Annotated in this window: 13 protein-coding genes and 1 tRNA gene; 2 read left to right on the top strand and 12 right to left on the bottom strand. The window is 70.4% G+C overall.

The window, feature by feature from the left end:
* Positions 1 to 121: 121 nt before the first annotated feature.
* From OG948_RS24125 to OG948_RS24070, 12 genes are all read right to left on the bottom strand, one after another.
* Complete coding sequence (locus OG948_RS24125) at positions 122 to 772, bottom strand: low molecular weight phosphatase family protein (protein WP_395866000.1); 651 nt, start codon at positions 770 to 772, stop codon at positions 122 to 124.
* A complete protein-coding gene (locus OG948_RS24120; RefSeq protein WP_406298475.1) occupies positions 769 to 1,416 on the bottom strand; it encodes an L-threonylcarbamoyladenylate synthase in 648 nt (215 codons plus the stop codon). The genes OG948_RS24125 and OG948_RS24120 overlap by 4 nt, the downstream gene beginning before the upstream one ends.
* Positions 1,417 to 1,615: 199 nt before the next feature.
* Positions 1,616 to 2,461: a peptide chain release factor N(5)-glutamine methyltransferase gene (prmC, locus tag OG948_RS24115; RefSeq protein WP_406298474.1), complete on the bottom strand. Its 846-nt coding sequence runs from the start codon at positions 2,459 to 2,461 to the stop codon at positions 1,616 to 1,618.
* A 10-nt stretch (positions 2,462 to 2,471) separates the two neighbouring features.
* On the bottom strand, positions 2,472 to 3,539 hold the full coding sequence (gene prfA / locus OG948_RS24110) for a peptide chain release factor 1 (protein ID WP_406298473.1): 1,068 nt from the start codon (positions 3,537 to 3,539) through the stop codon (positions 2,472 to 2,474).
* A 155-nt stretch (positions 3,540 to 3,694) separates the two neighbouring features.
* Entirely contained in the window at positions 3,695 to 3,919 is a 225-nt protein-coding gene (gene rpmE, locus OG948_RS24105) for a 50S ribosomal protein L31 (protein ID WP_355543038.1), read from the bottom strand.
* Positions 3,920 to 4,136: 217 nt separating this feature from the next.
* Positions 4,137 to 6,236, bottom strand: a complete 2,100-nt coding sequence (gene rho / locus OG948_RS24100) for a transcription termination factor Rho (protein ID WP_406298472.1) — start codon at positions 6,234 to 6,236, stop codon at positions 4,137 to 4,139.
* A gap of 573 nt (positions 6,237 to 6,809) precedes the next feature.
* Positions 6,810 to 7,724, bottom strand: coding sequence for a homoserine kinase (gene thrB / locus OG948_RS24095; protein ID WP_406298471.1), 915 nt, complete (start codon positions 7,722 to 7,724; stop codon positions 6,810 to 6,812).
* A gap of 366 nt (positions 7,725 to 8,090) precedes the next feature.
* The gene (thrC, locus tag OG948_RS24090; protein WP_406298470.1) at positions 8,091 to 9,173 is read right to left on the bottom strand and encodes a threonine synthase; all 1,083 of its coding nucleotides are present in this window, start codon (positions 9,171 to 9,173) and stop codon (positions 8,091 to 8,093) included.
* 7 nt (positions 9,174 to 9,180) lie between these two features.
* Complete coding sequence (locus OG948_RS24085; RefSeq protein ID WP_406298469.1) at positions 9,181 to 10,473, bottom strand: homoserine dehydrogenase; 1,293 nt, start codon at positions 10,471 to 10,473, stop codon at positions 9,181 to 9,183.
* Positions 10,474 to 10,895: 422 nt separating this feature from the next.
* Positions 10,896 to 12,284, bottom strand: coding sequence for a diaminopimelate decarboxylase (gene lysA / locus OG948_RS24080; protein ID WP_406298468.1), 1,389 nt, complete (start codon positions 12,282 to 12,284; stop codon positions 10,896 to 10,898).
* Positions 12,285 to 12,424: 140 nt separating this feature from the next.
* Positions 12,425 to 14,077 (bottom strand): arginine--tRNA ligase, encoded by a 1,653-nt coding sequence (argS, locus tag OG948_RS24075; RefSeq protein ID WP_406298467.1) that lies wholly within the window; start codon positions 14,075 to 14,077, stop codon positions 12,425 to 12,427.
* A gap of 52 nt (positions 14,078 to 14,129) precedes the next feature.
* On the bottom strand, positions 14,130 to 14,618 hold the full coding sequence (locus OG948_RS24070; protein WP_406298466.1) for a response regulator transcription factor: 489 nt from the start codon (positions 14,616 to 14,618) through the stop codon (positions 14,130 to 14,132).
* A 132-nt stretch (positions 14,619 to 14,750) separates the two neighbouring features.
* On the opposite strand from OG948_RS24070, the gene OG948_RS24065 reads away from it, so the two are divergent.
* Both OG948_RS24065 and pglW read left to right on the top strand, forming a co-directional pair.
* Positions 14,751 to 14,822 (top strand) — tRNA-Arg (locus OG948_RS24065).
* 128 nt (positions 14,823 to 14,950) lie between these two features.
* Positions 14,951 to 19,408 (top strand): BREX system serine/threonine kinase PglW, encoded by a 4,458-nt coding sequence (pglW, locus tag OG948_RS24060; RefSeq protein ID WP_406298465.1) that lies wholly within the window; start codon positions 14,951 to 14,953, stop codon positions 19,406 to 19,408.
* Positions 19,409 to 19,418: the final 10 nt, after the last annotated feature.

Here is a 19,418-nt window from a genome sequence, read left to right as displayed (position 1 = left end):
GCTCTCGAGGGGCGGATTCGGGCCGATTCGGGCTGCTTGCCCGACGGGTGGATTCGCGCCGATTCGGGCCGATCGCCGGCCGCGCCGCGCGGGTGCGCGCGACCCGCGCGCCGAGATGTCGTCAGTGGCTGTGCGCGGGGTGCCCGGTGAGCGCGGTGAGCACCGGGTCCAGGGCCGAGCCGATGTCGGAGGCACAGGCCCGGAACACGCTCAGCGGCGCGCCGTACGGGTCGGCCACCTCGTCCCACTCGGGATCGGGCGCGGCCAGCCGCCCACGCAGCGCCGCGGCGGCCCGGACCAACGAGCGGCCGCGCTGGACCAGATCGCGCTCGGGATAGGGCGCGCGCTCCAGCACCGCGACCAGTCGGGTGAACTCCTTGAGCGTGAACGTGCGCAGGCCGGAGGCATGCCCCATGGACACCACGTGCGCGCGGTGGTCGAGCGTCGCGGTGAGCACCAGGTCCGCCTCGGCGACGTGCTCGTCCAGCAGTTCGCGGCCGTGGAAGTCGCCCGGGTCGGCGCCGTATTCGAGCAGCACCTCGGCCGCGTGCGGCTCCATCGGCGCGCCCTCGTGCCCCCAGGTCCCGGCGCTCTGCACGCTGAGGCGGACCGCGTCGTCGGCGGCGAGCCGGCGCTCCAGTCCCAGCCGCGCGAGCCGTTCGGCGATCGGCGAGCGGCAGATGCTCCCCGTACACACGAACAGGATCCGAAACGAGTCGGGCGCGGACCCGTACGGCCCGTAGGAGTGCCCCACGGGAGGTGGCGGGGTCAATTCACGCCCTCCAGGTCGGGTACGACCTCGCGCAACGTGTCCAACGACAGGGCACCCTCACGCAGCAGCCGGGGGCGGCCGGCGGTCAGGTCGATGATCGAGGACGGCGCGGTCGAGGGGCAGGTGCCGCCGTCCAGGTACACCGACACCGATTCGCCGAGTTGGGCCTCGGCCTCGTCGACCGTGGTCGCCGCCGGATTGCCGGACCGGTTCGCGCTGCTGACCGCCATCGGCCCGGTCTCGGTGAGCAGTTCGATCGCGACCGGGTGCAGCGGCATCCGCACCGCGACCGTGCCGCGCGTATCGCCCAGGTCCCACATCAGCGACGGCTGGTGGAAGGCGACGATGGTGAGCGCGCCCGGCCAGAACGCGTCGACCAGTTCCCAGCCCACCTCGGGGAAGCCGGTGACCAGGCCGTGCAGCGTGTTCGGCGAGCCCACCAGCACGGGCGAGGGCATGTTGCGGCCCCGGCCCTTGGCGTCCAGCAACGCGTGCACGGCGTGCGGGGTGAACGCGTCCGCGCCGATGCCGTACAGGGTGTCCGTGGGCAGCACGACCAGGTCGCCGCGCTTGATCGCCCCGGTCGCCTCACGCAGCCCGAGCCCACGGTCCATCGCGTCGGAGCAGTCGTAGCGTCGGCTCATCGGGCACTTACCTCCTGAAGCGGAACGGGCGAAGCGGGCCGTGCGGGCGAAGCCGAGCGTGCGGGTGCCGCGGGTGCCGCGTGTGGTGCCGAACGTGCGGGTGCCGCGGGTGCTGCGGGTGCCGTGGGTGGTGCGGGTGCCACAAAGGGTGTGGGCGGCACGGGCGAGGCCGGCCGCGCGGACGTGCGGGGCGCGCGATTCACGCGCCTTCCTTGCGTGCGGTGGTGAAGCGCGGGCGATTGGTCAGGTCGCGGTGGTCGGCCGCGTCCACCCAGCCGGCCTCCTCGTTGAAGATCCACGGCACCGCGCCGCCCTGGGTGTCCGCGTGCTCGACCACCACCAGACCGCCCGGGCGCAGCAGCCGGTAGGCGGTCTTGGACAGGATCCGGATGAAGTCCAACCCGTCCGGCCCGGAGAACAGGGCCAGTTCGGGGTCGTGGTCGCGCGCCTCGGGGGCCATCTCGTCCCGCTCGTCCAGCGGAACGTAGGGCGGATTGCTGATCACCAGGTCGACCGTGCCGTCCAGCTCCGGCAGCGCGGCGAGCGCGTCGCCCCGGTGCAGGATCACCCGCGAGCCGCTCGCGTTGCGCGCGGCGTAGCGGTACGCGTCCGGGTCCAGCTCGACCGCGTGCACGACCGAGCGGGGCACCTCCTGGGCGACCGCGAGCGCGATCGCGCCGGAGCCGGTGCACAGGTCGACCACGAGCGGTTCGGCGACGTCCATCGCGCGCAGCGCGTCTATCGCCCAGCCGACCACCACCTCGGTCTCCGGCCGGGGCACGAACACGCCGGGACCCACCTGGAGTTCGAGGTAGCGGAAGAAGGCCCGCCCGGTGATGTGCTGCAACGGCTCACGGGCCTCCCGGCGCGCGATGGCCTCCCAGAACCGCGCGTCGAAGTCGCCGTCGGCGACGGTGTGCAGGGCGCCCCGCTTGACGCCGTGCACGAACGCCGCGAGTTCCTCGGCATCGAAGCGCGGAGAGGGAACGCCCGCGTCGGCCAGTCGCAGGGTGGCCTGGGCCACCTCGGCGAGCAGCAGGTTCATCTCGTCTCCGTTATTGGTGGGCGAGCCGGGCGGCCATGTCGGCGTCCACACACGCCTGGATGACCGGATCGAGATCGCCGTCGAGCACCTGGTCCAGGTTGTACGCCTTGTAGCCCACGCGGTGGTCCGAAATCCGGTTTTCCGCGAAGTTGTACGTCCGGATGCGCTCGGAGCGGTCCACCGTGCGGACCTGGCTGCGGCGTACGTCGGAGGCCTCCTTGTCGGCCTCCTCCTGGGCCGCGGCGAGCATCCTGGCGCGCAGGATGCGCATCGCCGACTCCTTGTTCTGGAGCTGGCTCTTCTCGTTCTGGCAGGAGACCACGATGCCGGTGGGCAGGTGCGTGATGCGCACCGCGGAGTCGGTGGTGTTGACCGACTGGCCGCCGGGCCCGGACGAGCGGTACACGTCGATGCGCAGGTCGTTGGCGTTGATCTCGACCTCGACGTCCTCCGCCTCGGGCAGCACCAGGACGCCGGCTGCGGAGGTGTGGATGCGGCCCTGCGACTCGGTGGCGGGCACGCGCTGGACGCGGTGTACGCCGCCCTCGAACTTGAGCCGGGCGTAGACGCCCTCGCCGGGCGCGGGGTTGCCCTTGGTCTTCACCGCCACCTGGACGTCCTTGTAGCCGCCGAGATCGGACTCGTTGGATTCGAGGATCTCGGTCTTCCAGCCGGCCCGCTCGGCGTAGCGCAGGTACATCCGCAGCAGGTCGCCCGCGAACAGGGCCGACTCCTCGCCGCCCTCGCCCGCCTTGACCTCGAGGATCACGTCCTTGTCGTCGGCCGGGTCGCGCGGCACCAGCAGCCGGCGCAGCTTCTCCGCGCACTCCTCGCGGCGCTGCTCGGCCTCCTCCGCCTCGGCGGCGAAGTCCGGGTCCTCGGCGACCAGTTCGTGTGCGGCCTCGACGTCGGCGGCGGCACCGGACCACTGCCGATAGGCGTCCACGATCGGCCCCAGTTCGGCGTAGCGCCGCCCGAGGTTGCGCGCGCGCGTCTGGTCCGTGTGCACGGCCGGATCGGCGAGCTGTCGCTCCAGGTCGGCGTGCTCGGCGAGCAGGTCGTCCATCGCCTCGAACACTGGGGGCTCCTCTGGGGTATGGCCGCGAACTCGGCGGGATCGTGACGCGGTGGCGGGATCGGCGGGACGCCCGGACGGGCGGACAAACGAACGGCGCCGGAGGGGCGGGACGGACCTTGGACAAGGCCCACCGCTCCTCCGGCGCCGCGGGGTCGCTACTTGTTGCCGGCCACCGGCTGCTTGCCGAAGCGCTTCTCGAAGCGCGCCACACGACCACCCGTGTCGAGGATCTTCTGCTTGCCCGTGTAGAACGGGTGACACTGCGAACAGACCTCGACGCGGATCTGGCCGCTGGTCGCGGTGCTGTGCGTGGTGAACGTCGAGCCACAGCCACAGGTGACGGTGGTTTCCACGTACTCGGGGTGGATGTCGGGCTTCACAGGAGTCTCCTTGGGTTCGGGAGGGCGCCGGGTCGTACGCCCGAGTGGGCGTCACGTGAACCGGGGCCGACAGAGCAGTCTGCCAGGAGGGGGCGACCGGACCCAAATCAGGGTCTGTACCGCCCAACCACGACCGGGGTCGTGACATTCCCTCCTGGCCGACGCTGTGTCTGATCTTGCGTCTGAAAGTGGTGCGTCCTACGACTGGTCTTTACGACTAGTCGTTCGGCATCGGCGTCGTCTTCTGAATCTGCATCAGGAACTCGCCGTTGCTCTTGGTCTTCTTCATCTTGTCCAGAAGCAGCTCGATGGCCTGCTGCTGGTCGAGCGCGTGCAGCACCCGGCGCAGCTTCCAGACGACCGCGAGCTCGTCCGAGGCCATCAGGATCTCTTCCTTGCGGGTGCTGGACGCGTCCACGTCCACCGCCGGGAAGATCCGCTTGTCGGCGAGCTTGCGGTCGAGCTTGAGCTCCATGTTGCCGGTGCCCTTGAACTCCTCGAAGATCACCTCGTCCATCCGCGAGCCGGTCTCGACCAGCGCGGTGGCCAGGATGGTCAGCGAGCCGCCGTTCTCGATGTTGCGCGCCGCGCCGAAGAACTTCTTCGGCGGGTACAGCGCGGTCGAGTCGACACCACCGGACAGAATGCGGCCGGAGGCGGGCGCCGCGAGGTTGTACGCGCGGCCCAGGCGGGTGATCGAGTCGAGCAGCACGACCACGTCGTGGCCCAGTTCGACCAGGCGCTTGGCCCGCTCGATGGCCAGCTCGGCGACGATCGTGTGGTCCTCGGCGGGCCGGTCGAAGGTCGAGGAGATGACCTCGCCCTTGACCGAGCGCTGCATGTCGGTGACCTCTTCGGGGCGCTCGTCCACGAGCACGACCATCAGGTGGCACTCGGGGTTGTTCACGGTGATCGCGTTGGCGATCGCCTGGAGCACCATCGTCTTGCCCGCCTTGGGCGGCGCGACGATCAGACCGCGCTGGCCCTTGCCGATCGGCGACACGAGGTCGATGATCCGCGTGGTCAGCGCGCCGGAGTCGGTCTCCAGACGGAGCCGGTCCTGCGGGTACAGCGGGGTCAGCTTGTTGAAGTCGGAGCGCTGCCGCGCCTGTTCCGGCTCCATGCCGTTGACCGTGTCCAGGCGCACGAGGGCGTTGAACTTCTCCCGACGCTCGCCGTCGCGCGGCTGACGCACCGCGCCGACGATCGCGTCACCCTTGCGCAGGCCGTTCTTGCGGACCTGGGCGAGCGAGACGTACACGTCGTTGGAGCCGGGCAGGTAGCCCGAGGTCCGCACGAAGGCGTAGTTGTCGAGGATGTCCAGGATGCCCGCGACGGGGACCAGGACGTCGTCGTCGGCCAGCACGGGCTCGTTGGTCTCGAAGCCCTCGCGGCCGCCGCGGCGACGGTTGCGGTCGCGGTAACGGCCACGACGCCGACGGCCGCCGCCCTCGAAGTCGTCGTCCGGACCCATCGGGTCGTTGTCCTGCTGCTGCTGTTGCTGCTGCTTGCCGCGCTCGCCGCCGCGGTCGGCCCGCTCGGCGCGGTCGCCGCCGCGCTCCCCGCGCTCGTTACCGCGGTCGCCACGCTCGGCCCGCTCGCCGCGCTCCGGGCGCTCGGCGCGCTCGGTCCGCTCGCCGCCGCGCTCGTTGTTGCCGCGGTCGCCGCGGTCGCGCCGGTTCTGGCCGCGCTCGCGACGCTCGCGGCGGCCCTCACGCTCGCCACCCTCGCGCTGCTCGCCCTGCTCGTCGCCGGTGCGCTCGGTGCGCTCGCCACGACGGCGGGTCGGGGCCTCGGTGGCCTCGGCCGCCGGCTCCTGCTCACGCCGGGTGCGCCCGTTGGCAGGCGCCTCGGCGGCGGCCTGCTCCGGAATCTCGATCTGCGGGGCCTCGACCGCGACCCGCGTCCGCGCGGCGCGGCGGGCCCTGGTGGGCGCCTCCGCGACGGGCGCCTCGGCGGGCGCCGCGGCGGCGGCCTCGGCCGGTGCCGCGCCGTTGTCCGCGGCTGCGGCTGCGGCGGCGGCCTTCGCCTTGGTGGCCCGGGCCGGCTTCGTGGCTGCAGCGGGAGCGGCGTCCGAACCACCCTGCTTCGCCTGGATGGCCTCGATCAGCTGGCTCTTGCGCATGCGGCCGGTGCCGCTGATGCCGAGACCGGTGGCGACCTGCTGCAGCTCCGCCAGCACCATGCCGTTGAGGCCGGTGCCCGTCGAGCGGCGGCGCCGCGTGGCGGGAGCGGGGGCGTCCGCGGTGGCAGCCGCGTCACCCGAGGCGGACGCGGCCTGCGGCGTTGCGTCCATGAGTTCGGTGGTGTCGCTCACGAAGGGTCCTTCCCTGGAGCGGGCGTCGGCCTTGAGGGGGCTCGGCGACCGGTTGTGCTGTCCGTCCCGCTTCCAGTGCGGTCCGGTGCGGTGGTCCGCCGGATGGCGGGAATCATCGAAAATGTGCCCAGTACTGCGAGGATCGGGCTCATGTATGCCTGTGGGGGCTCGTATTCCTGTAGGGGCTCGATTTCCTGTGAAGGAACGGCCCTCGGGTCCCCGGGATGAGCTCGACGCGGCGCGGTGGTTCCGCCGGTCTGTATCGGGGAGCCACGTTCGTCACGAAGGACAGGCAGGAGGGGGAACTCCCAAAGGATCGTGGCCACAGAGCACCGAACGCGCCCAACCTATGCGGGTGGGGGATCTGGTGCGGTGATGACGCTAACACTACCGGACCCAAGAGACATTCCCCCACCCCATCGCTCCCCCGGCGCAGCCCATTTTTCCTGCGGTAGTGCAGTGGAGTGAACGGATCCACCACCGCTCGGACCGTTCGCCCGGCCGCGCCGGGTGTGCCGTCGGGTCCGTCTCCCGCCTACCGGGCGTACTGCCAACGAACAGCGAGTACGCAGGTCACGCCAGTGGCATGACGCTTGCTCCGGCCCCGTCCACTCCCAATTGCCGAACCACCCAATCGGGCCCGGCCATACCGATCGCCTCGTCGACCCGGTCGTGTGTGACCAGGGCGAGCACGGTCGGCCCCGCGCCGGAGACGACCGCGGCCATCCCCTGTGCGCGCAGCTTGTCGATCAATTCGGCGCTCGCGGGCATCGCGGGCGCCCGGTAGGTCTGGTGCAGCCGGTCCTCGGTCGCGGCGAACAGCAGGTCCGGACGCGAGGTCAGCGCGGTGACCAGCAGGCCGGCGCGTCCCGCGTTCGCCGCGGCGTCGCGATGCGTCACCTTGGCCGGCAGCAGACCGCGCGCGACCTCGGTGGACAGCGGGGAGGCGGGTACGAACACGACTGGAGATATACCCCGGTCGGGGGTCGATCGCACCGCCCGGGGGCCGTCCTCGTCGGTCCAGGCGATGGTGAAGCCGCCGAGCAGACACGCCGCGACGTTGTCCGGGTGGCCTTCCAACTCGGTCGCCAGGGCGAGTGTGGCCTCGTCGTCGAGCCGTTCGGCGCCGCCTATGGTCAGCGCCCGGGCGGCGATCACACCCGCGCAGATCGCCGCGGCCGACGAGCCCAGACCGCGTCCGTGCGGGATCCGGTTGGCGCATACGACGTCCAACCCGGGAGGTCGACCGCCCATCGCCTCGAACGCGGCGTAGGCCGCGCGCACGACCAGGTGGTTCTCGTCACGGGACAGGTCGTCGGCGCCCTCACCTGCGATGTCGATCGACAAGCCCTCGTCCGCGACCCGGACGGCGACGTCGTCGTACAGTCCGAGCGCGAGTCCGAACGCGTCGAACCCGGGACCCAGGTTGGCGCTCGTGGCCGGGATGCGAACCCGGACGGGGGCGGCACGGAATGCGGGGCCGGCCATACGCGTGGATACTCCTCCTCGTGGAGTTCCGGGCACCTTCGCGGGACGATCCGAACCGGTGGCGCGTTCGGGAAATCGCGGGTGCTGCGGAACGGCAGGAACAGACGCGAGACCCGGGCGGCATGCGCCGCGGAACGAGTGCAAGGCCGCGTCCGGTGATCAGCCTACCGAAGGTGCGTTCCCTCGCGGGACACCGTAACCACCGCGTCGTGGGATTGGTACCGGAAATGGGATCGAAAAGGACCGGGGGCGGTCGACGAGTGCCCGTCGACCGCCCGGATTCGATTCCGAAACGATTTTCACACCGGTGAATGTGGCGAATGGGCGACGTTCCACCGGTGCATCGATCGATGGCGGCCGAACGGGTCAGCCCAGGCCGAGTTGGGCAGCCGCCGCGGACGCGTCGATCGGCACGACGACCGGCTTGGGCGCGCCGGCCACGGCCCAGTCCGGGTCCTTGAGGCCGTTGCCGGTGACCGTGCAGACGATCCGCTGGCCCGGATCGACCCGCCCCTGTTCGGCCGCCTGGAGCAATCCGGCCACACTCGCGGCGGACGCCGGCTCCACGAAGACGCCCTCCCGGGCGGCCAGCAGACGGTACGCCGACAGGATCTGACGATCGGTCACCGATTCGATGTGACCGCCGGAATCGTCCCGCGCGGCGATCGCGAAGTCCCACGACGCGGGGTTGCCGATCCGGATCGCGGTGGCGATCGTCTGCGGCGAGAGCACCGGCGCGCCGTTGACCAGCGGCGCCGAACCGGCCGCCTGGTAGCCCCACATGCGCGGGCGGCGGGCGGCCAGGCCGTCGGCCGCGTACTCGTTGTAGCCCTTCCAGTACGCGGTGATGTTGCCCGCGTTGCCGACCGGGAGCACGTGGATGTCGGGCGCGTCGCCGAGCATGTCCACGATCTCGAAGGCGGCCGTCTTCTGGCCCTCGATGCGCACCGGGTTGACCGAGTTCACCAGCGCGACCGGGTACTTTTCGGCCAGATCGCGGGCGAGCGTGAGGCAGTCGTCGAAGTTGCCGTCGACCTGGAGGATGCGCGCCCCGTGCACGAGGGCCTGGCCCATCTTGCCCAGCGCGATCTTGCCCTGCGGCACCAGCACGGCGCAGACCATCCCGGCGCGCACCGCGTACGCGGCGGCCGAGGCCGAGGTGTTGCCGGTGGACGCGCAGATGACCGCCCGCGCGCCCTCTTCCTTGGCCTTGGAGATCGCCATCGTCATGCCGCGGTCCTTGAAGGACCCGGTCGGGTTGGCGCCCTCGACCTTGAGGTGAACCTCACATCCGGTGCGCTCGGAGAGCACCTGGGCCGGGACCAGCGGCGTACCACCCTCACGCAGGGTGACCACGGGTGTGTTCGCCGAGACCGGCAGACGGTCGCGGTATTCCTCGATGACCCCGCGCCACTGAGTGGTGCGGACGCCTTCCTTGAGCGCGCTCACGGTCCCTCTACTCCCCTTCGACCCGCATGATGCCGGCGATGTCACGGACGATGTCCATACCGCGCAGATCGGCGACGGTCGCCGCGAGCGCGGCGTCGGTGGCGGTATGGGTGACGATCACGAGTGTGGCATCCCCGTCCCGGCCCTGTTGACGGACCGTGTCGATGGACACGTCGTGCTGGGCGAACACCGCGGCCACCTGGGCCAGCACACCGGCTCGGTCGGAGACGTCCAGGCTCAGGTGGTAGCGGGTACGGGCGATGCCCACCGGCTGCGGGGTCAGTCGGGCGTACGCCGACTCGCCGGGCCCGGTCGCGCCGGAGAGCTTGTTGCGGCAGACCGCGACCAGGTCGCCGAGCACCGCGCTCGCGGTCGGCGCGCCACCGGCCCCGGGGCCGTAGAACATCAGCTGTCCGGCCGCCTCGGACTCGACGAAGACCGCGTTGTACGCCTCGCGCACCGACGCGAGCGGGTGCGAACGCGGGATCATCGCCGGGTGCACGCGGGCACTGACGCTCTGCCCGTCGGCGCCGCGCTCGCAGATCGCCAGCAGCTTGACCACGCAGTCCATCGCCTTGGCACTGGCCACGTCGGCGGCGCTGACCTCGGTGATGCCCTCGCGGTAGACGTCGGCGGCGGTCACCCGGGTGTGGAAGGCCAGACCGGCCAGGATCGCGGCCTTGGCGGCGGCGTCGAAGCCCTCGATGTCGGCGGTGGGGTCGGCCTCGGCGTACCCGAGCGCGGTGGCCTCGTCGAGCGCCTCGGCGAAGCCCGCGCCGGTCGAGTCCATCCGGTCCAGGATGAAGTTGGTGGTGCCGTTGACGATGCCCAGGACCCGCTCCACCTTGTCCCCGGCGAGCGACTCGCGCAGCGGACGCAGGAGCGGAATCGCGCCGGCCACGGCGGCCTCGTAGTAGAGGTCCACACCGTGTTTCGCGGCGGCGGCGTGCAACGTCGAGCCGTCTTCGGCGAGCAGCGCCTTGTTGGCGGAGACCACCGAGGCGCCGTGCTCCATCGCGGACAGGATCAGGCCGCGGGCGGGCTCGATGCCGCCGATCACCTCGACCACGACGTCGATGTCGTCGCGTTTGACCAGTTCCACGGCGTCCGTGGTGACCAGCTCGGGGTCGATGCCCGCGCGCTCGCGCCCGGCCCGGCGTACCGCCACGCCGGCCAGCTCGATCGGGGCCCCGATTCGGGCGGCGAGGTCGGTCGCGTGCGTCGTCATGATGCGGGCCACTTCGGAGCCGACCACACCACAACCGAGCAGCGCCACCTTCAGCGGCTGCGTACGCATCATCCGACCTCACTTCTCGAAGACAAAGGTTGTCCGAGTCTGCCGTCCGGGGGATTTCCGGAGTCGGGCAGTGCCGACAAGTGTCGCTCGGATCATTCTCCGAACCAGGGCTGGTCCAGGATCCGAGACGACAATTCTTGCGGCCTCGCATGGCGGCCACGGGATTTTCTCCCGAGCCCGGGGGCCGCCGCGTGGCGACCCCCGATCGTTCCGTCGTTCTTGTTCCGGTGTTCCTTGTTCTTTTGTGCCGGTGCTCTTGTTCCGGTGTTCTCGCTCCGGCGGGGTATTGCTCCGGTGTTCTCGCTTCGGCGGGGGTCGTGCGCCGGAGTCTTGCCCCCGGGGTTCGGTTCCGGTGTTCGTGTTCGTGTGCGTGTGCGTTTTTTCGTGCCGTGATGCTCTCGTACGGCGGGCCCGGATGTGGTCGTTCAGCCGATGTCGAGGCGGAGCAGGTCCTCTTCGGTCTCGCGCCGCACGATCACGCGCGCGCTGCCGTCGTGGACCGCGATCACCGGCGGGCGGGTCACGTGGTTGTAGTTGCTCGCCATCGAGCGGCAATAGGCACCGGTGGCGGGTACCGCGAGCAGGTCGCCGGGGGCCAGGTCGGCGGGCAGGTACGCGTCCTTGACGATGATGTCGCCCGACTCGCAGTGTCGGCCCACCACGCGCGAGAGCATCGGCGCCGCGTCGCTCTCGCGTGAGACGAGCGTCACGGTGTACTCGGCGTCGTAGAGCGCGGTGCGGATGTTGTCCGACATGCCGCCGTCCACGCTGACGTAGGTGCGCAGGCCCTCCAGTGGCTTGATCGTGCCCACCTCGTAGAGCGTGAACGTGCCGGGCCCGGCGATCGCGCGGCCGGGTTCGACCGACAGCCGGGGCGCGGCCAGCCCGGCGGCGGCGCACTCGCGGCGCACGATGTCCAGCAGCGAGGCGGCGATGATCGCGGGCGACTGCGGGTCGTCGGCGGAGGTGTAGGCGATGCCCAGGCCGCCGCCGAGGTCGATCTCGGGGAGTTCGACGCCGTGCTCGTCCCGGACCGCGACCAGCAGGCCGACCACGCGGCGCGCGGCGACCTCGAACCCGGCGGTGTCGAAGATCTGCGAGCCGATGTGCGAGTGCAGGCCGATCAGTTCGAGCGAGTCGAGCTTGCGGATCCGGCGGACCGCCTCGGCGGCCCGGCCGTCGGCCAGCGAGAAGCCGAACTTCTGGTCCTCGTGCGCGGTCGCGATGAATTCGTGGGTGTGCGCCTCGACGCCGACGGTGATCCGGACCAGGACCTTCTGGGTGACGCCGCGCCGGTCGGCCAGGAACGCCAGCCGGCTGATCTCCTCGAACGAGTCGACCACGATCCGGCCGACGCCGACCTCCAGGGCGCGTTCCAGTTCGGCGCTCGACTTGTTGTTGCCGTGGAAGGCGATCCGGGCCGGGTCCATGCCCGCGGACAGCGCGACGGCCAGTTCGCCCGCGGTGCACACGTCCAGGTTCAGGCCCTCCTCGGCGATCCAGCGCACCAGCGCGCGACACAGAAAGGCCTTGCCCGCGTAGAACACGTCCGCGCCCTCGAACGCCTCGCGCCAGGCACGGCAGCGGGCCCGGAAGTCCGCCTCGTCGAGGATGTACGCGGGAGTGCCGAACTCGCGGGCGAGCTCGCGCACGTCCAGGCCGCCGATGGTGACCACGCCGTCGGCGCCGCGCTCGGCGTTCGTGGGCCAGATCTTCGGGTCGAGCAGGGTCAGGTCCTCGGGCGCGATCGGCGGCGCGCCGTCGGGCAGGACGTCCGCGTGGCGGGGACCGGCGGGGTGGGCGGAACGGCTCATGTCGTGGTGCTCCCCGGGGGGTGTGGGCGTCGGTGTGGGTCTTCTGCGGGGCGGGTGCGGCGGCCGGCGGCGGGCCGGGAAACGCCGAAGGCCGGGCATCCGCCCGGCCTTCGGCCTGTCGCCTGCGTTGTGACGATCCGTCACATGCGCTCGGGGGCGGACACCCCGAGCAGGGCGAGGCCGTTGGCCACCACGGTTTTCGCGGCTTCGGCCAGCCACATTCGGGCGTACGTCAGGTCGGTGACCTCTTCCTCGCCCTTGGGCAGGATCTGACAGTGGTCGTAGAAGCGGTGGTACGTGCCGGCCAACTGCTCCAGGTAACGCGCGACATGGTGCGGCTCGCGCATCTCGCCGGCCTTGGCGACCACCCGCGGGAACTCGCCGAGCATGCCGAGCAGGTCGGACTCCCACTCGGTGGACAACAGCTCCGGCGTGAACTCGCCCTTGACGATCCCGCGTTCGGCCGCCTTGCGCTCGACCGAGGACATCCGCGCGTGCGCGTACTGAACGTAGAACACCGGGTTCTCGTTCTTGTGCGACGTGAGGATGTCGATGTCGAGGGTGATCGTGGAGTCGGTGGACGAGCGGGCCAGCGAGTAGCGCGCGGCGTCGACACCGATCCACTCGACGACGTCGTCGATGGTGATGATGTTGCCCGCGCGCTTGGACATCCGGACCTCTTCGCCGGCGCGCATCATCTTCACGAACTGGCCGACGATGATCTCGATGTTGTGCTCGGGGTCGTCGCCCGCGCAGGCCGCGATCGCCTTGAGCCGCCCGACGTACCCGTGGTGGTCGGCGCCGAGCATGTAGACGGCGACCTCGTTGCCCCGGTCGCGCTTGTTCAGGTAGTACGCGGCGTCGGAGGCGAAGTAGGTCTTCTCGCCGTCCGACTTGATCAGGACCCGGTCCTTGTCGTCCCCGTAGTCCGTGGTGCGCAGCCAGATCGCGCCGTTGTCGTCGTAGACGTGGCCCTGCTCGCGCAGCCGCTCGATCGCCTTCTCCACCGCGCCGGACGCGTGCAGCGTGGTCTCGGAGAACCACACGTCGAAGTGCGCGCCGAAGTTCTCCATCGAGCGCTGGATCTCGGCGACCATCAGCTTGAGCCCGGTGGCCCGGAAGACCTTCTCCTGCTCGGCCTCGGCCAGGCTCAACACGTCGGGACGCTCGGCGACGATGTCGGCGGCGATGTCGTTGATGTACGCGCCGACGTAGCCGTCCTCGGGCACGGGGCGCTCGTTCGCCGCCGCCATCAGCGACTTGCCGAACTTGTCGATCTGCACGCCGGCGTCGTTGATGTAGTACTCGGTGGTGACGTCGGCGCCGGACGCGCGCAGGATCCGCCCGAGCGAGTCGCCGACGGCGGCCCAGCGCACCCCACCGATGTGGATCGGCCCGGTCGGGTTCGCCGAGACGAACTCCAGGTTGATCTTGAGCCCGTCGAACGCGTTGTTGCTGCCGTACGCGGCGCCGGCCTCGACGATGCTGCGGGCCAACTCGCCCTGGGTGGCCGTGTCGAGCGTGATGTTCAGGAACCCGGGGCCGGCGATGTCGACCTTGGCCACACCGGTCGCCTGCGCGATCCGCGCGGCCAGCAGCTGGGCGATCTCCCGCGGCGGCCGCTTGGCCGGCTTCGCGAGCTGCAACGCGATGTTCGTCGCGTAGTCCCCGTGCTCGCGGTTCTTGGGTCGCTCCACCGTCGTGCTCTCGGGCACGGCAACGGCGAGCTCGCCCGCCTCGACGGCGGCACGAACCGCGGACAACACTGACTGCGAAAGCTCTGCGGGGGTCACGGGGACAAGGGTAGGCGACCCGCCGACCAACCCGCCCGGCGGGCGGCGTCGGTCATTCGGGTGACACTTCCGAAGCCGGCTCGGGCTCGGCTTCCACTCCTGCCGCGGCTCCCGGTGTCGCTCCCGCTTCCACTCCTGCCGCGGCTCCTGTTTCCGTTTCCGGCGACAACGCCCGCACCAACCGAATGAGCTGCTCGGGATGAAACGGCTTCGTCAAATACCCGTCCACCCCCACCGCCCGAGCCCGCGAGAAGTCCTCGTCCTGAGCACAGGCACTGATCATCAGGATCTTCAACCCACTGGTCCGAGGATCCGCCCGCAACCGAGCCGCCGTCCCGATCCCGTCCAGATGCGGCATCACCACATCGAGCGTGACCAGATCCGGCCGCACCTCATGCACGAGCCGCAAGCACTCCTCACCATCCCGAGCAGTGCTCACCACAAACCCCTCCAGCCGCAGATTGACCGCGATCAGCTGCCGAATCACCTCGTCGTCATCCACGACAAGCACCCGCGCCGCCTCACCACCAATCCCGCCCACGCCAGTGAGGTTAGGCCCCCCACACCCACCTCGGGGCCCGATCCGCACATCTCATCCCGCACCTCCCCCGCCCCCTCCCCCCAACCCCTTCGCAACCCACTCCCCAGAGCTGGTAATGTTCACGTCACCCGAGCCCCTGTAGCTCAGGGGATAGAGCAACGGCCTCCGGAGCCGTGTGCGCAGGTTCGAATCCTGCCAGGGGCACACAGAGACTCGAAGCCGCTCGACGCACTGCGTTGAGCGGCTTTTTGAGTTCTTGGTGGCCTAACCGTTCTGTCGGACGCCCGCTCCACGTCATAGCCTTTCCCGGTGCGGTCGACACGACGTGCGGCGTGTGGGATCCGCGGTGGAAGGTGTGGTGGTCGGCAGTGGCGGCAGCAGGCGGCTCGGGGGCGCCCAGGCCTGGTCCTCCGAGGGTGCAGCGGTGGCATCAAACCCGTCCCTCGCCCTTTCCGTGGGAGCAGGACGGGCTCGACCACGTCAAGGATCGGATGCCGCCCACCGAACCGCATCGCGCTTGGGCGACCTTCTCGTTCACCGCGCAGTCGGGCCGGATCAACGAGTGCGACCTGTTCATCGCGGTCCCGCGCGGGCTGTTTCTGGTCGAGTTGAAGGGCCACCCGGGCCGGCTCACCAACCGCGGCGAAAACTGGAGCTTCCGGGACGCGGACAACAGCGTCCGCACCCTCCGCAACCCGTTGCACCTCACCGACTTGAAGTCGAAGGAACTCAAGGGCCAACTGGAGTGGGCCGCGCGGAGCCTGCGCCTGAACCTGCGTATCCCGCGGGTGAACCCGGCGATCTTTCTCTCCGCTCCGACGTTGGAGAGCCACCTCGACGCCGTGCAGAGCGTGAACGTCTACGGGCGCGACGGGATCCGGACGGGCCTGCCGGGCGTGTGGGACGACTTTCTCGGTGTCGCTCCGCAGCGGGAAGAGGATCGCAGGATCGTCGCGGACTTCTCCCTGAAGCTTCCGGAACTGATGCGCAAGATCGGTGTCCGGGCGTCCACCGCCCACCTCGACTTCGGGGACCACTGGAAGCTCGCGCCTCGCCCGCTCGACGCCGGCCCGACCTGGGAGGACCGCCTGGCCGAGCGCCAAGGCATGGTCCACGAAGAGGGGCGGGTCCGCATCTACCTGGTCGAACAGCAGGCGACGCAGGAGCGGCGGCGCTCGACCGACCGCGCCGCGAAGCGTGAGTATCAGGTGTTGCAAGGCATCAGCCACCGCGGAATCGCCCAGGCCGTGGACATCCGCGAGCACCAGGGTGGGCCCGCGATCCTGTTCCGGCACCGGTCGGCCGATCTGCGTTTGGACAGCTACCTTGCGCTGCACGGCGACTCGTTGTCGGACGCGGTACGGCGGGACATGGTCCGCCAACTGGCCGAGGCGCTGCGATACGCCCACCGCCGCTCGCTCTACCACCGGGCACTCGCGGCGCGCTCGATCTACGTCACGGCGAAGACCGACGGTTCCGACCCGGTGCTGCGGATCATCGACTGGCAGACCGCCGCCCGCGACTTCGACACGACGTCCCTGCGCTCGCTCGGGGAAAGTCCACTGGGCGGCGAGCACATCGAGGATTCCGCACAGCTCTACCTGGCTCCGGAGGTCGACCAGCAGTACGTCGACCCGGTCGACCTGGATGTCTTCGGACTGGGAGCGGTGGCCTACCACATCCTTACCGGAGTAGCGCCAGCCGAGACTCGCACCGCGCTCATCGGGCGGCTGGCGGAAGAAGGCGGGTTGCACCCGTACGCGGTCAGCGATTCGATCGCGCCCGGGCTGGACGACCTGATCTACGCCGCAACTCGATCGACGCTCGAAGACCGCCTCGCAAACGCCGAAACGTTCTTGGACCTGTTCGACGAGGTACAGCAGGAGAACGCCGAGCAGGCTGCCGCAGTGGCGACCGACCCGCTCGAGGCGAGTGTGGGTCAGCCGGTGGACGGCGACTGGACGGTGCGACGCGTACTCGGTTCCGGCGCCACGGCCCGGGCGCTTCTGGTGGAGCGGACGAGCGAGGACGAGCGTGGGCGGGCGGTGATCGAGCAGTGCGTGCTCAAGGTCGCGCTCGACGCGGACAAGGACGCTCGCCTGCTCGCCGAGGCCGCCGCGCTGGAGCAGGCCGGTGGCGGTCGGATCGTGCGGTTGCTCGCGCCGGCGTACACGATCGGCGGCCGCATGGTGCTGCGCTTGGAGTACGCCGGAGAGGAATCGCTCGGGCAGCGGTTGCGGGCGCAAGGGCGGCTCTCGTACCAGGACTTGGCGTCGTTCGGTGAGGACATGTTCACCGCGCTCGGCGACCTCGCGAGCAAGGGGATGCGCCACCGCGACCTCAAGCCGGACAACTTCGGGATCGCCACACCGCCACACGGCGATCCGCAGTTGATGCTGTTCGACTTCTCGCTCGCGGACGCCTCCGATCGTGATCTCAAGGCCGGGACACGCGGCTATCTCGATCCGTTTCTTGACGAGGTGCGCCGGCAGACGTTCGACGATCAAGCGGAGCGGTACGCGGCGGCGGTCGTGTTGCACGAGATGGCTTCTGCCGACCGGCCGGTGTGGGGCGACGGGGTCTCCGATCCGCGTACGGCGACCGACGAACTCCCGCGCCTGTCGGTCGAACTCTTCGAGCCGGTACTGCGGCCTGGGCTGACTGCCTTCTTCGAACGCGCGTTGCATCGCCACACCAGCCGACGCTTCGAGACGCTCCGGCAGATGCGCGATGCCTGGCGGGCCGTCTTTACGGCTGCGGATGCCACCGCGCCCGCACCGACTCCGGCGACTGCGGGCGTACTCGGGCAGACCTTGGAGGAGACTCGCGACCTGGTCGCCGCGGCGGCGAGCCTGGACACGCCGCTCGACCACGCAGGTCTGTCGCCGCGCGCGGTCGCGGTGGCGGGCGAGTTCGGCGCGTCGACGGTCGAAGAGATGCTCGATCTGCCGTTGTACAAGTTCGGGCGGGCCCGGCGGGGGACAGGCGCGGTGATCCGGAAGGAACTCACGCGCAGGCACCGCCAGTGGACGGCGGCTTTGCGGCAGAAGGCCGTACCGGTGGCCACTCGCAAGTCGCCGGATCCTCATCCGGTCGCCGACGGGCAGGCGGAAGAGCCGACGGCGTCCGAACATCTGCGCCCCGTCGAGGAGTTGGCGCGGCTACTGGTGCCGGCACCGGCCGGGCGCAAGGACAACTGCCTTCCGCAGGTCATCGCCACCATGCTGGGGCTGCCTGTTCCGGGCAATACAACGGACGCGGTCGCCGCGCTCGAGGAGTGGCCGACGCAGAAGGACGTTGCGGTGGCCTTGGGCATCACGCAGGTCACTGCGTCCAAACACCACACCTCGGTCGCCAAGGAGTGGGCGGCCACCCCGTGGCTGGCCAATGTGCGGGATCACCTGACGAAAATCGTCCGCGATGCGGGCCGCGTGATGACCGCCACCGAACTCGCCGTCGAAGTACGCGCGCGCAACGGTTCGGACGACAGCGGCGCGGACCACGGAATGTCGGAGGCGCTCGCGATCGTCCGCGCGGCGGTGACCGCCGAAACGCTGTTGACCGGGCGCGACGAGGAGCACGAGCCGCGGATAGCGGTGTTGCGGCGACGCGGGCGCGTGTTGATCGCGCTGGAGTCACTGGGCGGCTCGAACGCCCCGACGTCGGACGAATTGGCCGGGTACGCGCTCGCGCTCGGGAACAAGGCCGACGAGATCGCGGCCACCGAGCCGCTGCCGGATCACGCGGCGGTGTTGCGTGACCTGCGGGCCGTCGCCGCTCCGGCCGGCCTTGATCCGCTGACGGAGGCGCGATTGGTGGGCCTGGCTGCGGCGGCATCGACATCGGCTGCTGCTTCGCCGCGCCTTGAGCTGTATCCGCGCTCGTTGGAGCTTTCGCGGGCATTTCGGATCTCGCAGGCCGCGGCGGGTGTGCGGCCTGATATCGGGATCAGCCTCGACGGATTGTTGGCACGGCTGCGTTCACGCTTCCCAGGGCTGTCGATCGGGAGCCCGACGTATGTGGAGGTGGAGGACGCGCTCAACCAGGCCGGCTTCCCGCTGGAGTACGACGTCGCGACAAAGCGCTTCCGGCCGCCGTCGCCGCTGGGGCCGCATGGAGGGCCTTGGTCGTCGTCCTCGATGAGCAGGGTCTCGGGACTGTCTGCGTTCGGAGCAGCGGCCGGGCGGGATCCGGTGGCTTTGCTGTCGGCCAAGCTCACGTCTTCGATCGAGCGTGGCGGATTCCTGGCGTTGAACGTGGACGTGCGGAATCTGCGGGGAACGGTGAGCGCTCTGGCCGACGCCTTCCCGGTGGTGCCGGTGAACCTGGCACAGCTCTTCCTCGCCGAGTTCCGCGCCCTTGCGGGCGAGCAGGGCACGGAGTGGTCGAAGGTGCTGGGCGCGGACGCGCGCTTCACGCAGAGCGGCACGTTGCCCAATGGGCTGCGGTCGTATGTGAGCCGCGTGTGGCCGCGGGTCGACGAGCAGCTCACAGGCCTCGCCAAGCGGCGGACAGGCGAGGTGCTGTTCGTGCACACGGCCGGGTTGATCGGCCACTACTACGAGGCGGGCGGGCACGACCTTTTGGTCGGGCTGCAACGGTCGGCGCGGCAGGCGGGCTCGACGCCGCATGGGTTGTGGCTGCTGTGTCCTTCGCACAGCCCGCACGAGGTTCCACACCTGGATGGTCGGATCGTCGAGATCACGGGCGGGGACGCGGAGCGGGCGATCGTGACGGGGCCCTTCCTGGGGCACTTGGCCGGGAATGCGGTGGGGGCCACCGAGGCCTGACGGTTGTCAG

This window comes from Embleya sp. NBC_00888 (assembly GCF_045207655.1).
GTDB lineage: Bacteria > Actinomycetota > Actinomycetes > Streptomycetales > Streptomycetaceae > Embleya.
Note: the sequence above shows the minus strand (reverse complement) of the source record. Positions and strands in the feature narration are given on the sequence as shown.